The following is a 13846-nucleotide window of genomic DNA, read 5'->3' on the forward strand; positions in this document are numbered from 1 at the left end:
GATCTGCAATTACTTCGTCTTCGGCCAAAGCCAGGCGGCTCCGCGTACCCCACTGGAGTCGCCGTGTATCGCCTGACGCACGGGCGTTTCGCACTCGCCGCCAAAGATCCATTGTTTAATCTTTGCCGGCACGGTCTGGTAAAGGCGAGAAACGTTGCTCATTCCGCCCCCCAGCACCACTACATCAGGATCGAGCAGGTTAATCACATGCGCCAGTGACTTCGCCAGCCGATGTTCATAGCGCTGCAACGCCAGCTCGGCGATGGGATCGCCCTGCTCCGCTAAGGCAATAATTGCTTCGCCCTTGTGCGGCTGGCCGCTCAGACGCTGGTAATCCGCGGCAAATCCGGTACCGGAGATAAACGTTTCAATACAGCCGGATTTGCCGCAATAACAGGGAACCGTCTGCCGATAACGCAGCTCGTCCTCATCCATCCAGGGCAGCGGGTTATGTCCCCATTCTCCAGCAATACCATTGCCGCCGACGTGAGCCTGACCGTTCAGCGCAATGCCCGATCCGCAGCCGGTCCCAATGATGACCGCGAAGACGGTTTGCTTCCCTGCCCCGGCACCGTCAACCGCCTCTGAAACAGCGAAACAGTTTGCGTCATTGGCGACCCGCACCGGCCGATTCAGCAGCGTGGCGAGGTCGAGATCCAACGCCTGACCGTTAAGCCAGGTGGAGTTGGCATTTTTTACTTTGCCGGTAAACGGCGATAGCGTGCCGGGGATCCCTACGCCGACGCTGCCGCGACAGCCAATCGCTTTTTCCGCCATCTCGACCAGCGTGACAATAGTCCGTAGCGTTTCCGGGTAGTCATTTCTTGGCGTCGGCATACGCTGCCGAAAACGTTCCAGCCCTTCATCATCCAGTGCGATAACTTCCGTTTTCGTCCCGCCCAGATCGATACCGATTCTCATGATGTCTCCCCCGTGTTGTAAATAGGTCGGCGTTCCCCGAAAAATGAGGTGCTGACAAAGTTGGTCGAGCAGTAATCGTTCTTGTTCCGCAACAGTCAGTTTGTTACCGACCTGAAAATGTTCTTAATAGAGATAATCAGAGAAAGCAATCTGCTGTCACTCAAAGCGTGATAGGTATTCCTCTGAATCCCGGTATTTTATTCCACATTACGGCCTCGAATTCGTTATCATGCGCGCAACATTACAAACCCGCGTGCAAACCTGCGCGCCCAGTCAGGGATAACACCATGTTGTGGTTTAAAAACTTAATGATTTACCGCCTAAGCCGGGATAGTGCACTGTCTAAAGATAACGTTTTATCTGCAGATGAGCTGGAAAAACGGCTCAGCGCTTTCGCGTTCACCCCGTGCGGCAGTCAGGATATGATGAAAACGGGTTGGGTATCACCGATGGGATCGCATAGCGATGCATTAACGCATGTCGTTAATGGGCAAATCGTTATCTGCGTCCGCAAAGAAGAAAAAATCCTGCCTTCTCCGGTCATCAAACAAACCCTTCAGGCCAAAATCGAACGTCTGGAAGCGGAACAGCACCGCAAGCTGAAAAAAACCGAAAAAGATTCGCTGAAAGATGAAGTGCTGCATAGCTTGCTGCCGCGTGCGTTCAGTCGTTTCAGTCAGGTCTGGATGTGGATCGACACGGTTAACGGCCTGATTATGGTCGATGCCGCCAGTGCTAAAAAAGCGGAAGATACGCTGGCGCTGCTGCGCAAAACGCTGGGGTCACTGCCCGTTGTGCCACTGACTATGGAAAATCCTATTGAGCTGACGCTGACCGAGTGGGTACGCTCCGGTGAACCGGCAGCTGGCTTCGTGCTACAGGATGAAGCAGAGCTAAAAGCGATTCTGGAAGACGGCGGCGTTATCCGCTGTAAAAAACAGGATTTGGTCTGCGATGAAATCGCCGTCCATATTGAAGCAGGCAAGCTGGTCACCAAGCTGGCGCTGGACTGGCAGGAACGTATTCAGTTGGTCTTGTCCGAGGACGGTTCGGTAAAACGCTTGAAGTTCTCCGATACGCTGCGGGAACAAAACGACGATATCGATCGGGAAGATTTTGCGCAGCGGTTTGATGCCGATTTCATTTTAATGACCAGCGAACTGGCTGCATTGATTGCGAATCTGATTGAAGCGTTGGGCGGAGAAGCCCAACGTTAATACGATCGATTGTTAATACTATCGCTCGTTAATACTATCGTTCGTGAATACTACCGATTATTAATACAGTCGGTGATTGCCCGCCACCGTTCTGGCAGCGGGCAATACCTCCTCAGTGACAAATCCGTTAGACCCGGAATGCCCCGACGACGGCGTTCAGTTCTTCCGCCTGTGATTGCAACGCACCTGACGCAGCAGCAGATTCCTGCACCAGCGCGGCGTTTTGTTGCACCATCGAATCCAACTGTGCGACCGCCTTGTTGATCTCGTTGATACCGCGCATTTGTTCATCCGCCGCATGCGTAATTTCAGACATCACCGAGCTCACCGTAGACACGCCACCGACAATTTCATTCATCGTGTCGCTGGCCTGACGAACCTGCACAGAGCCAGACGTCACGCTGGAGACCGTCGATTCAATCAATTCTTTAATTTCTTTTGCGGCCTGCGCGCTGCGCTGTGCCAGGCTGCGAACCTCACCGGCAACCACGGCGAAGCCACGGCCCTGTTCACCCGCACGCGCAGCTTCTACCGCTGCGTTAAGCGCCAGAATGTTAGTCTGGAATGCAATGCCATCAATCACGCCGATGATATCGCCGATTTTCCCAGACGCGACCACGATCTCTTCCATCGTGACAATCACATCGGAAACCACTTTCCCGCCCGTGCCCGCATCTTTCGACAGCAGCAGCGCTTTAGCGTTAACCTGTTGCGCCGATCCTGCCGACTGCGTCACCGCCGCAGAGATTTCCTCCAGCGAGGCCGCCGTTTGCTGAATGCTCGACGCCGCAGATTCGGTGCGTGCAGAAAGATCGTTGTTCCCCGCTGAGATTTCATCCGCCGCTACCTGAAGCGATGCGCTGATATCCCGAATCTGGATCATGACCTGACTGATCTTATCGACAAAGATATTAAACGAGCGGGCAATTTGCGCGACTTCATCATGCCCTTCGTCCGGCAGACGCTGCGTCAGATCGTTATTACCGTTGCTGATATCATCCATCGCATCACGGATTTGCAGCAGGCGCTTGAGCGTTGATGTGATAATGAAACCAATCACCAACGTGCCCAACAGCGCGATGGCAACTAGCGTGATGACCGAGGTAGACAGCAGAGAACGCATACCCGCCGTCGCTTCAGCTTTGTCCAACGCCACCAGCATGAACCAGCTCGTGCCGGTAATCGGTTTTGCCAACACCAGTTTTGTCGAACCGGAAAAATCCACATCGCGGGCACTATCCGCAGAAAGAATGTCGTTCAGGTTAATCGCAGGAGCAATCTCGGTGATATTTTTCAGCGTCAGCTTTTCATCTGGGTGCGCAATAATCGTACCATTACGGTCAATCAGCACGCCGAAACTCCCCGGACTCGGGTTGATCGCTTTGACGTTTTCGATCACGCTCTTCATGGTGACGTCGCTACCGACGACGCCTCTGACGGTTCCCCCTTCCACTACAGGCGCAACGAAAGACACGACCAGCGTATTCGTTACCATATCCACGTACGGCGCGGTCGCTAACGGCTTACCTTCTTTCACAGCCTGCTGATACCAAGGTCTGATGGTAGGGTTGTAATCGGCAGGAATACCACCGGGATCGGCAAACTTGGCCGTGCCATTGGCGTAGCCCATGTAGACGTTCAGGAACCCGCCGGAAGCCACGATCTGTTTAAATAGCGGGATCGGATCTTCATCCTTTATGGCGCGATCGTGCAGAGCTGAAATCATCTGCGTTTTAGAAGCAACCCAGTCGCTGATGGCTATACTATGACTGGTTGCTACCGCATCCAGCGTATTTTGGATCGATTCCTTATTCGCGTTATTGGCGATGGTGTAATTTAGAAAAGTATTGATAACCAGTGAAAGTACAACAATGGTCGAACAGGCCGCAAGAATGCGGGAGCGCGTCGTTTTCAGCATAAAATACTCTTTGCATAGAATAGTTATACTATCCATAACGGCACAGCAAAATAAAACTTGAATGCGATCACATTCCACCACCGCCATTTATCTTGAAACCCAGAACAACACTTAATACGTTCAACCATATCCTGATATAAAAAAAGACACCAAATGGAGTTGGAATCAATTAACCAATATAACAACCTTATAAAAACAAAAATTAAAGAATAAAAAACTTATCATTTACCATAAGATAAAATTATCAGTAAATCCTTTAATCTATTGTATTTTAACAATCTAGGGATTATTCCTAATAATTACCTCATTCTTTTATACGATTAATTAATCAACACCATTAAATAAAATGGCTCATATATGGAATATATGAGCCATGCTACAAAAAAGAGCGATAGATTTCGTAACAGCGAATTATGCTGGAAATTATGGGTATGGGTTATTTTTTATGTGGCAAGATAACAACGCATTTTCAGTATAGACTGAATAATACCAGTGGTATTATAGAATCTACGCAGGCTGGCAGGATCAGAGAAGAATGGAACATGCGCATACTCAATTAATAGCACAGCTTACTCAGCGCTTTGCGACTGCAGACAATACCCCGCTCTACCTAAAATTTGCCGAAACGGTAAAAAATGCCGTACGTAGCGGCATGTTGGAACATGGCAATATTTTGCCGGGCGAACGCGACCTGAGCCAGCTGGCCGGCGTATCGCGCATTACCGTGCGTAAAGCCATGCAGACGCTGGAAGAAGAAGGTGTGGTCACTCGTGTGCGCGGATACGGTACGCAAATCAATAATATATTCGAGTATTCGTTGAAAGAGGCGCGCGGGTTTTCACAACAGGTTGTACTGCGGGGTAAAAAACCGAATACGCTGTGGGTGAACAAACAAATTGTGAAAAGCAGCAAGGAAGTGGCTGAACAATTGGCTATTGCGCCGGACACCCCCGTTTTTATGTTGAAACGTATTCGCTATGTCGATGAGGATGCCGTTTCAATTGAAGAGTCGTATGTCCCTGTTGATCTGATCGCTGACGCTGAAGATATCGGCGTTTCACTGTATGACTATTTTCGCAGTCAGAATATCAATCCGCAGCGTACACGCAGCCGCGTCAGCGCACGCATGCCTGACGCCGAGTTTCAGTCCCACATTCAGCTTGATAATAAAGTACCGGTTCTGGTCATCAAGCAGGTTGCGCTCGACCCACAGAACCGGCCCATTGAGTACAGCATCAGCTATTGCCGTAGCGATCTATACGTGTTCGTCTGCGAGGAGTAACCGGGCGCGAAGTTCAGCCTGCGTGGGTGCGCAGTCTCCGCCACGGTGGCTCACGACATATGCGGCAACAGCATTCCCCAACGTGATGGCATCCGCCAGCGACCAGCCAGCAGCCAACCCCGCGAGTGTTCCTCCGGCGTGACTGTCTCCCGCACCGATGGTATCAACCACCGTTGCCGGAAACGGAGAAATGCAGCCCTCAGAAGCGGCATCGAAATACCATGCCCCCGCCTTGTCCTGACGAATAATCACCGGTGCGCGGTACGTCTCTGTCCAGGCGCGCCCCAGCGTTTGCACATCCGCTGACACACCGAGCATTTCTGCTGCCACTTCCGCTTCCTGACGATTAAGGGAAACGATGGGGCGAAGCGCCATAATACGCGCCATCAGATCGGGAGAAATATCAGCAATACGTGGGCCAAAATCGATAAATGGGGTGACGTTATGCAAGGTTTCCAGCCAGCTCACCAGACGCCCGCCGCACGGTGCCGCCAGTTGGTAGCCCGAAAGATAGACCAGACTCCCTGATGGGACAGATAACGATGCCAGCCAACTGTCGCTCCACTGGTTCTCAACACCGCTGAAGGACATAAAAGTCCGCTCGCCGTCCGGTTCAACCAACGCCAGACACCAACCGTTGTCTCCCGCGTCGGTTTGTACCACCGTGGTCAGATTCTGCTTTTCCAGACTATGGCGAATGATATCCGCCCATACCCCTTGTCCGACAGGCAGGGCATTTTGTGCATCGATGCCGAGACGTTTAAGCGCAATCGCAATATTCAAGGCGCAACCGCCAATATTCACGCTTTGCTGCTTGAGCTCGATATCACATCCGCGATACGGCAGTGCGTACGCATCGGCAATCACATCAATGACCGCGGCGCCAATAATAGTTAGCGGCTGACGTGCCGTGAGTCCATCCAGTTTTGCGACAAGTTCGCTGGCCTTCATCACGCCTCCCGTGCTGAGCGATATTGCAGGAGAAGGCTGGCGTAGCGACCAAAATCAAGCTGGTTAATATCATCCAACTCCTGTTTCAGCGCAGCATTAATCGCCGTTACCCCGTGTAGCGCACCGCATATCGCCGTCGCCATCGCCCCGATCGTATCGGTGTCTCCCCCGAGGTTGGCACACAGAATCGCACAGCGGTTTGGATCCGTTTGCGCTAATTCCACCATCGCTATGGCGGTCGCGACGGATTCAATGGTGCTTGTTCCCGCGCCAATCAATTGATAAAGCTGCTCGCTGGCGCTTTCCGTACCGTTTGCGTTACGCACGATATTCAGTGCCAACTCCAGACGCGCGGCGAGGGAAGCGCTAAACGTCGTGATACGTTTTTCCTGCGCGTGGCGTGCTACAGACGGTAATGCATCAACGATCGCCTGCCAGTTGGCGCCGTCAATCGCCCGGGAGATTGCCCAGGCAATCACGACCGCCCCCGCAATCGCCACATCAGATTTATGCGTGGGGCTGGATGCCAGCGCCACCTGATCGATAAACGCATCGAGATCGTGGGTTGGCAGCAGGCAGCCTAGCGGAGAGGCGCGCATTGCCGCGCCATTCGTTACGCCATTATTTTCCAGTTCGCTGACTGGCGTGCCCTGGCGGATCGCTTTCAACGCAATTTTAGAGGTGGGGCCGAGCACATTTTTATTAAAGGCATCGAACGATTCCGCCCATTTAAGGATGTGACGGCCAATCGCATCGGCATTGATTTCACCGTCACATTCAATGATCGCGTCGGCCAGACTCAGCGCCATCGAGGTATCATCCGTAAATTCGCCGCGACCGAAATAGCACGCCGCATTGTTTTCCGCCGGGCCGGGTAAAAAGCGATCGATCCAGCCAAAATGCGCTTTCACGCGCGTTCGGGGCCACAGTTCCGATGGCATACCCATCGCATCCCCTAAAGCCTGCCCATATAAGGCACCGAGAATACGTTCTTGTTTCATTTGTTTTCCTCTGTACTGAAATGCTGATTTGCACCGTCTACATCAATTGTCGAGATCGTCTTATCCGATTCACGGAAAAACAGGATAAAGATCAGCGCAATAATCGCGATCATCACCGCGCCAAACAGCCACATGCCGGTCCAGTTGAAGGTTAGGCCGTTAACCGGCTCGCCGTGGGCGAAAAGCTTCTCCATCATCACCCCACCCAGACGATATCCCAACAGGCTGCCGAATCCCTGACAGCAGAGCGTAATCAGCCCCTGCGCCGCCGTGCGCATATGCACCGGCGCTTTTTTATCAACGTAGATATAAGCGGTAACATAGTAAAAATCGTAACTCACGCCGTGCAACAGAATGCCGAGGAACAGCAGCGCATACGTGAAGTAGTGGTAAGCATCGCCGTAGACGAAGAACACATAGCGGATCGCTGCTGTAATCAGCCCCAGCAACAATACCTTTTTAATACCAAAGCGCTTGGTGAAAAACGGTAGTGCCAGCATGAAGAAAATTTCTGAGAATTGACCCAACGTCATCCAGCCCGTCGCGTTTTTCATGCCGACCTCGGTGAGGAAGCCGGTGGCAAAAATGTAATAAAACGCCAGTGGCATCGCGAACAAGAAGGAGCAGACAAAGAACACCAGAAAGTTTTTGTCTTTCAGCAACACCACTGCGTCCAGCCCCAGCATGACTTTAACATCCAGCTTGCCGGTGCTTTTCGGTGACGTATTGGGCAGGAAAAGCGCAAAGCAACCGAGCAGCGCAGAACTGGCGGCCGTAATCAGTAACGGAATATTGGTCGGAGAGATATCGCTAAATCCAAGCCACGTCGGTAGAAATCCGCAGACGATACCAGAGGCGATCCAACCGATCGTGCCCAATACGCGAATGCGTGGGAAATCTCGTTCTACGTCGGCAACATGCGAGAAAGCGATACTGTTAGTCAAGGCGATCGTAGGCATATAGGTCAGCGAATACGCCAATAGCAGCGGGAAGAAATACATGAATTCTGTTTGCTGCGCCGCCAGGTACATCAGTATCGCGCCAGCGAACATCAGTACGGCCAGCACCTTTTGCGCGGCAAAAAAGCGGTCGGTGAGTGACCCCACAAGAATCGGCGACAAGATAGCGGCAATAGCCGTACAGGCATACGACCAGCCGATTTCCCCCGCCGTAAATCCGCTTTTGCTCAGATACAGCCAGAGTGGAACAAACCAGGCTCCCCAGATAAACCATTCAACGAACATCATGAACGACAGCTTTGCTGTAGTTTTCATATTTACATCCTTCATGACAGAGTAAGGTACACCTTTAAAATACCAATTAATAATACCTTTTAAATACCTTTGGGTTCGTTATTTGAGCTACTTAACATTTTTGTAGCATTCTTTATAACCATTAGAAGAAGCGTGGCAGAAAAGCGTGAGCAGGACGAGATGAAAAGCGGGGATGGCGCAGAACCGGTATAAAAAACGCCGCGTCATGTAGCACACGACGCGGCGAGAATGGGTAAAGTTTATAAAATAGAGTATATATTACAGGTATTTACATAAATAAGAGGTTGGCTCAACCACCTGTAAATTGAATTCACTTTTTCCCGGAACGAAGAACGTTTCTCCCGGAGTGAAAACCTGCCAATCCGGTGCGCCTGGCAACAGCACTTTCAATGCGCCGGTGATGACCGTCATTTCTTCCGGCTGCCCGGTTCCAAACGTATATTCACCCGCATCCATGACGCCGACACTCGCGCGGCCAATGCCGTCGCCTTCAAAACCGATTGATTTGACCTTCCCTGCAAAATACTCATTTACATTCAGCATAGCGCGGCACCTATCGTCGAAAAATTCAGAAAATTCATCTTAAAAGGAGAGTCGCGCCACTGTCACGATCTATTCATTGAAAGTTAGTGTTCGGTAACACTGACTGGTGATTATTTTGCCAGTGTCCGCTTACCGTCCTACGCCGCCGACAAACGCAGCGCTTTCAACACGCTTGCCACAATCGCTTCCGGTGCCTGCGAGGCATCGATAACGTGGTGCGCGACGCCGCGATAAAGCGCCTCGCGCGCGGCCAGCACATCGGCCATCTCCTCCGCGATAGGACGACCAGTCAGCGTCGGCCGCTGGTTATCCTGCGGGTTTTCTTCCAGTCGCTGAGCCAGCAGCTCTGCATCCGCATGGAGATAAATAACGGTGCCTTTATCATGCATAAAACGCCGATTGGCTTCCGCCAGCACCATACCGCCGCCCGTCGCGATGATGCAGCGGTTAGATGTCACCTGCTGAAGCGCCAGACTTTCACGCTGGCGGAACCCATGCCATCCTTCCTGCGCGACCACATCAGCCACCGTCATGTTGGTCGTCTGCTGCATAAACAGGTCGGTATCGACAAAGTCATATCCCAACGCCTGCGCCAGCTGATGCCCAACGGTGGTCTTCCCACAGCCTCTGGCACCAACCATAAAAATGGGGTGTGTCATGTAATGACGTATCCTTTTTTTACTCACCCGCTCCGTCATACCTCAAGCAGCACGCGCGTCGGCGCGTCCCGCAGCTCGAACTATTTCGGGTATCAAAGATAAATGGGGGTGATTACCTGCTTTGTCGTGGGCTGAATCATACCGATAAAATCAGCATAGAGGGAAGTGACTTCTCTTTGGGAATGAAAAGTTGAATAACGAAAAGTCAAAATGGGATGACAGGAAATATACCCTAAATAATTCGAGTTGCAGGACAAAACGTTAGCGTTTTGAACAACGCAAAGCGTTGACCCGCAAGGGCGAGGCTCATTTATGAGTCTCGTAATGCGGCGAGCGAGGGCATCCCGATGAGCTTACTGAAGTAAGTGATTCGGGTGACTGACAAACCTACCAGAGGCAGGTTTGAACGCTGCTTGCAGCGGCCCCAACGGGGCGAGGTACACGCCAGTGTGCCGAGTAACGACGCCAACGCACATGCAGCTTGAAGTATGACGGGTATAAAAAGCCCCGCGTTTAAGGGCGGGGCTATGACACAAAAAACCGCTCAGGCGATTAATACGTGTGGAAGTAATCCTGAATCACCGCAGGATTCGTCGTTTTCGTCAGCGCCAGCATCAGCAGAATGCGTGATTTAGCCGGGCTCAGAGAATCGGCAACCAGACCAGGCTGTCCTGCATCCGGTGGTACGATGCCACTGCCAGTACGGCTGGAACGAACGACAACAATACCTTTGCTTTCCGCTTTACGGATGCCTGCGTCGCCGCGTTTGGATACGCTACCTGCGCCCATCCCCGCATACACAATGCCTTTTACGCCATGTTTGATGGCCGCGTCATACATGTATTCTGGATCGTCCTGATAGCCATAAATAATGTCGACGGCGGGCAGTTTATCGATGTTGGTCACGTCAAATACGGAACGTGTGGTGTGGATTTTGTCCAGACGGGTCTGGTAGTAAACTTTGTCACCGATAATCACGCCCAGATAACCTTCTTCCGGAGCTTTAAAGGTATCCAGCGTAGAGGCGTTGGTTTTGCTAATGAAACGAGCAGAACCGATACGGTCGTTCAATACAACCAGCACACCGCGACCACGTGAGTTTTTATCCGCTGCCACTTTGACCGCACCGTACAGGTTCATTGGACCGTCGGCGCTGATTGCCGTTGCCGGACGCATCGCTGCGGCAAAGACCACAGGTTTGTCACTCTTCACCGTCAGGTTCAGAAAGTAAGGCGATTCGTCGAGCGTATCCGTACCGTGCGTAATGACCACGCCATCAACATCGCTGCGTGCCAGCAGCTCGTTCACACGCTTGCTCAGCTTCAGCAAGACATCGCTGGTCATATTCTCACTACCAATGCTGGCAACCTGCTCACCGGAGATATTGGCAAGCGTTTTCAGCTCTGGCACCGCTTGAATCAGCGTCTCTACGCCCAACGCACCCGCTTTATACCCCGTGGTTTGCGTGTTAGCTGCTGCGGAACCAGCAATCGTACCGCCCGTTGCCAGAATGACAATGTTAGGTAGATTTTCTGCCGCATTTGCCAGAGACGAAAAACAAACAAAAACAACAACGAATAATGCGTTAAACATCCTTTTCATAACATATACCAACTTATTGAGTTAAGTGGCAGACCAGATACGTCAGGTGACTGATCTGTAAGTGAAAAACCTCAACTCTGTTGGCAGCCTGCCAACATTGGCGCTTATAATGCCCCAGAATTCAACGAATTAATATATGCCTGTCAGACTTCACACTAACGGTGTGCCATGACTCACAGCGCAGCATTCAGCTGCGCGAATTTGCGCTACCGGCTAATCTGCGCCACCGCATCCTGCGAGGCCTGTTCACGCGCATCGCCTGTCAGTTCAGACAGCGTCCCCTGATGCATTTCAAGCAGGCGATCGGCATGTTCAAAGTAGTGATCGTCATGGCTGATCGCCACAATCGTTTTCCCCAGTGCGCGTAGTTGCGGTAACAGCTCAAGATAGAACACGCGGCGGAATTGCGGATCCTGATCGGCAGCCCATTCATCCAGCAGCAGGATGTCCCGCTGTTCGGCGACAGCCAGCAGCAGCGCAACACGCTTACGCTGCCCCTGAGAAAGCTGTAAATTCATCACCTGATGATGCTCCAGCGTCAGCTTATACCGCATGTTCAGACGATCCAGCCAGCTGTCGACCAGCGCCGTATCCGGTGCTGTTCCCTGCGGGCCCATCATCTGCCCAAACAGGTGGAAGTCGGTAAAAATGGCAGAAAATAGCTTTTGGTAATCCGCTCGCGTTTCCGTCGTAACGGGACGATTATCCAGCAGTAACGAGCCGGAAACCGGGGTATAAAGCCCTGTCAACAGCATCGCCAGTGTCGATTTTCCGCTTCCGTTACCGCCAATCAAAAACACCAGTTCGCCACGCTTTATCACCAGATTGATCGGCCCGACTTCAAACCCGGAATCGTTATAACGAAACACCACATCACGCAGTTCCAGCGTCTGCCAATCCGCAGGGGCAATGGCAGCGGAAAACGGTTCCTGATAATCCGCTAAATCGAAACGTTTCAACTTATTGAACGCGACTTGCGCACTCAGTAACGTCGGTAGCGCGCCAACGGCCTGTAGCATCGGCGTGCGTAAAAAAAGCAGCGTCAATGAGTATGTCGCGGCAACATTGGTATCCGCCCAGCCAAGATTGTTTGCCATGAAAAAGACCGCGCCAATCACGCCCAGCATCATAATATTCGACCAGTTCACCGCACTGAGGTGAAAGGTATCGGCACGAATCACGTTCTGTCGGTAATCCTGCGCATTGGCCTGATAAACCTCTTCATACAGCTTCTGCGCCCGTTCACGATTAAGCGTCAGTTCTTTACGCCCATTAATCACGGTTTCGTAATCTTTCTGGAGACGATCTTCCGCTTCCCGCACCTGAGTAAGGTGGCTATACACGCGGGAAACCAGCATAAATCCGCCCCAGAGCGTTATCGCAATCCAAACGGACGTCACCACCAGCATTTTCGGGGAGAGCCAGGCCAGATAAGCCGCTGAACCGATGGTGAGCACGATGCCCTGAATCAGTTCCGGCAGACGCACAAACGCAATCGTGATATTGCGGATATCGCTGGACAGGCTGGCAAGCAGCTGCGCACTGCCGATCTGCTCGATACGCGCAATATTGGTGTCCAGAATACGCTTGATAAATTGCCCACGCAGACGATAAACGAAATGGTGCCCCAGCGTGGTCAACGCCAGTTGTGACACCAACGTCACGCCCATCAGGAGCAGCAACAAGCCCAAAAATTGCGGCAACACACTCAACGATTGATTGACCGTTTCAATCAATTGCAGGTTGATAAAGGCAATCAGTCCGATGCCCAATGCGGCACTCAACAAACTTAACAGGATAACGGCAAGAAAGGGCCAACGGTATTGTTGGTAAACGATGCGGAGCAACTCCATAACAACCTGGTCTCTATAATGAAAACAATCGCCCGCAGTTTAATGGCGATGGCCGTGATATCAAGAATAATTCTCATATCCAACGCCGCGCCAGCGTTCTCCCCCCATCCAGCATCGCTAATACAACGCATTAAAAAAAATGATGAATGACCACGCTTAGTTATCATTTAACCGACGACATGCATCGTTAGCATTCACCTTCCATCGCTAATAACAATAAACACAAATTGATACAATCAATATAGATATAAACACCCTCCCGCTAGTGAGGTCTCTGGGCTATCACGCGCAAAAAACCTATTTCTATACGATAAAGAACGCTAAGTGATGGTAATTAAACATGATAATTAGTGGGGTAATGATTTAATCAGGAAATTAAAACGGCTAAGCCATTTAATACGTAAGAATATTGTCATATTTTTTATTTTCAAAACATTTCAAAAAAGTTGGATTTTTGGTTAAGCCACACCTATAAATATCAAGAATAGGACAAATCTCATACTGTGAAGATTCCCTATGGAAAGGGGCATACTCAGCATTCAATTTAGCCAAACTTTACTGTTTTCTAAACCAGGCCTGTTTTTGTGCACCATTTTGGTTGCGCATATACCTATACACTCCCGTT

The 13846-nt window shown here is 51.3% G+C and carries 11 protein-coding genes; 2 read left to right on the forward strand and 9 right to left on the reverse strand.

Annotation, left to right across the window (positions count from 1 at the left end; translation table 11 throughout):
• Positions 1-9: 9 nt before the first annotated feature.
• The gene (gene mak, locus I2D83_RS16935; RefSeq protein ID WP_182099299.1) at positions 10-921 is read right to left on the reverse strand and encodes a fructokinase; all 912 of its coding nucleotides are present in this window, start codon (positions 919-921) and stop codon (positions 10-12) included.
• Positions 922-1208: 287 nt separating this feature from the next.
• Here mak and rdgC point away from each other — a divergent pair, with 287 nt between their 5' ends.
• Complete coding sequence (gene rdgC / locus I2D83_RS16940) at positions 1209-2138, forward strand: recombination-associated protein RdgC (RefSeq protein ID WP_012773689.1); 930 nt, start codon at positions 1209-1211, stop codon at positions 2136-2138.
• 127 nt (positions 2139-2265) lie between these two features.
• On the opposite strand, the gene I2D83_RS16945 is transcribed toward rdgC, so the two are convergent.
• The gene (locus I2D83_RS16945) at positions 2266-4056 is read right to left on the reverse strand and encodes a methyl-accepting chemotaxis protein (protein ID WP_012773688.1); all 1791 of its coding nucleotides are present in this window, start codon (positions 4054-4056) and stop codon (positions 2266-2268) included.
• Positions 4057-4591: 535 nt separating this feature from the next.
• Here I2D83_RS16945 and I2D83_RS16950 point away from each other — a divergent pair.
• On the forward strand, positions 4592-5338 hold the full coding sequence (locus tag I2D83_RS16950) for a GntR family transcriptional regulator (RefSeq protein WP_181848138.1): 747 nt from the start codon (positions 4592-4594) through the stop codon (positions 5336-5338).
• Here I2D83_RS16950 and I2D83_RS16955 read toward each other — a convergent pair.
• From I2D83_RS16955 to I2D83_RS16985, 7 genes are all read right to left on the reverse strand, one after another.
• The gene (locus I2D83_RS16955; RefSeq protein ID WP_181848139.1) at positions 5312-6289 is read right to left on the reverse strand and encodes a PfkB family carbohydrate kinase; all 978 of its coding nucleotides are present in this window, start codon (positions 6287-6289) and stop codon (positions 5312-5314) included. The two genes, I2D83_RS16950 and I2D83_RS16955, sit on opposite strands and share 27 nt — an antisense overlap.
• Positions 6289-7290, reverse strand: a complete 1002-nt coding sequence (locus I2D83_RS16960; protein WP_181829877.1) for an ADP-ribosylglycohydrolase family protein — start codon at positions 7288-7290, stop codon at positions 6289-6291. Before I2D83_RS16960 ends, I2D83_RS16955 begins: the two co-directional genes overlap by 1 nt.
• Positions 7287-8564 carry a nucleoside permease gene (locus I2D83_RS16965; protein WP_205946959.1) on the reverse strand — a complete coding sequence of 426 codons (1278 nt, stop codon included), beginning with the start codon at positions 8562-8564 and terminating at the stop codon, positions 7287-7289. Before I2D83_RS16965 ends, I2D83_RS16960 begins: the two co-directional genes overlap by 4 nt.
• Positions 8565-8822: 258 nt before the next feature.
• Positions 8823-9107, reverse strand: coding sequence for a pyrimidine/purine nucleoside phosphorylase (gene ppnP, locus I2D83_RS16970; RefSeq protein WP_012773683.1), 285 nt, complete (start codon positions 9105-9107; stop codon positions 8823-8825).
• 137 nt (positions 9108-9244) lie between these two features.
• Positions 9245-9766 (reverse strand): shikimate kinase AroL, encoded by a 522-nt coding sequence (aroL, locus tag I2D83_RS16975; RefSeq protein WP_012773682.1) that lies wholly within the window; start codon positions 9764-9766, stop codon positions 9245-9247.
• Between the two features lie 552 nt (positions 9767-10318).
• Entirely contained in the window at positions 10319-11368 is a 1050-nt protein-coding gene (locus tag I2D83_RS16980) for a type II asparaginase (RefSeq protein WP_374189909.1), read from the reverse strand.
• A gap of 206 nt (positions 11369-11574) precedes the next feature.
• Positions 11575-13221, reverse strand: a complete 1647-nt coding sequence (locus I2D83_RS16985) for a multidrug ABC transporter permease/ATP-binding protein (RefSeq protein WP_205946960.1) — start codon at positions 13219-13221, stop codon at positions 11575-11577.
• Between the last annotated feature and the right edge of the window lie 625 nt (positions 13222-13846).

The sequence above is a fragment of the Pectobacterium aroidearum genome, assembly GCF_015689195.1.
Lineage (GTDB): Bacteria > Pseudomonadota > Gammaproteobacteria > Enterobacterales > Enterobacteriaceae > Pectobacterium > Pectobacterium aroidearum.

What these genes read in the sequence shown, in the direction of transcription:
- aroL (WP_012773682.1), bottom strand. Translation starts at nt 9,766, where the DNA reads ATGACACACCCCATTTTTATGGTTGGTGCCAGAGGCTGTGGGAAGACC.
- I2D83_RS16945 (WP_012773688.1), bottom strand. Translation starts at nt 4,056, where the DNA reads ATGCTGAAAACGACGCGCTCCCGCATTCTTGCGGCCTGTTCGACCATT.
- rdgC (WP_012773689.1), top strand. Translation starts at nt 1,209, where the DNA reads ATGTTGTGGTTTAAAAACTTAATGATTTACCGCCTAAGCCGGGATAGT.
- I2D83_RS16965 (WP_205946959.1), bottom strand. Translation starts at nt 8,564, where the DNA reads ATGAAAACTACAGCAAAGCTGTCGTTCATGATGTTCGTTGAATGGTTT.
- mak (WP_182099299.1), bottom strand. Translation starts at nt 921, where the DNA reads ATGAGAATCGGTATCGATCTGGGCGGGACGAAAACGGAAGTTATCGCA.
- I2D83_RS16955 (WP_181848139.1), bottom strand. Translation starts at nt 6,289, where the DNA reads ATGAAGGCCAGCGAACTTGTCGCAAAACTGGATGGACTCACGGCACGT.
- I2D83_RS16980 (WP_374189909.1), bottom strand. Translation starts at nt 11,368, where the DNA reads ATGAAAAGGATGTTTAACGCATTATTCGTTGTTGTTTTTGTTTGTTTT.
- I2D83_RS16950 (WP_181848138.1), top strand. Translation starts at nt 4,592, where the DNA reads ATGGAACATGCGCATACTCAATTAATAGCACAGCTTACTCAGCGCTTT.
- ppnP (WP_012773683.1), bottom strand. Translation starts at nt 9,107, where the DNA reads ATGCTGAATGTAAATGAGTATTTTGCAGGGAAGGTCAAATCAATCGGT.
- I2D83_RS16985 (WP_205946960.1), bottom strand. Translation starts at nt 13,221, where the DNA reads ATGGAGTTGCTCCGCATCGTTTACCAACAATACCGTTGGCCCTTTCTT.
- I2D83_RS16960 (WP_181829877.1), bottom strand. Translation starts at nt 7,290, where the DNA reads ATGAAACAAGAACGTATTCTCGGTGCCTTATATGGGCAGGCTTTAGGG.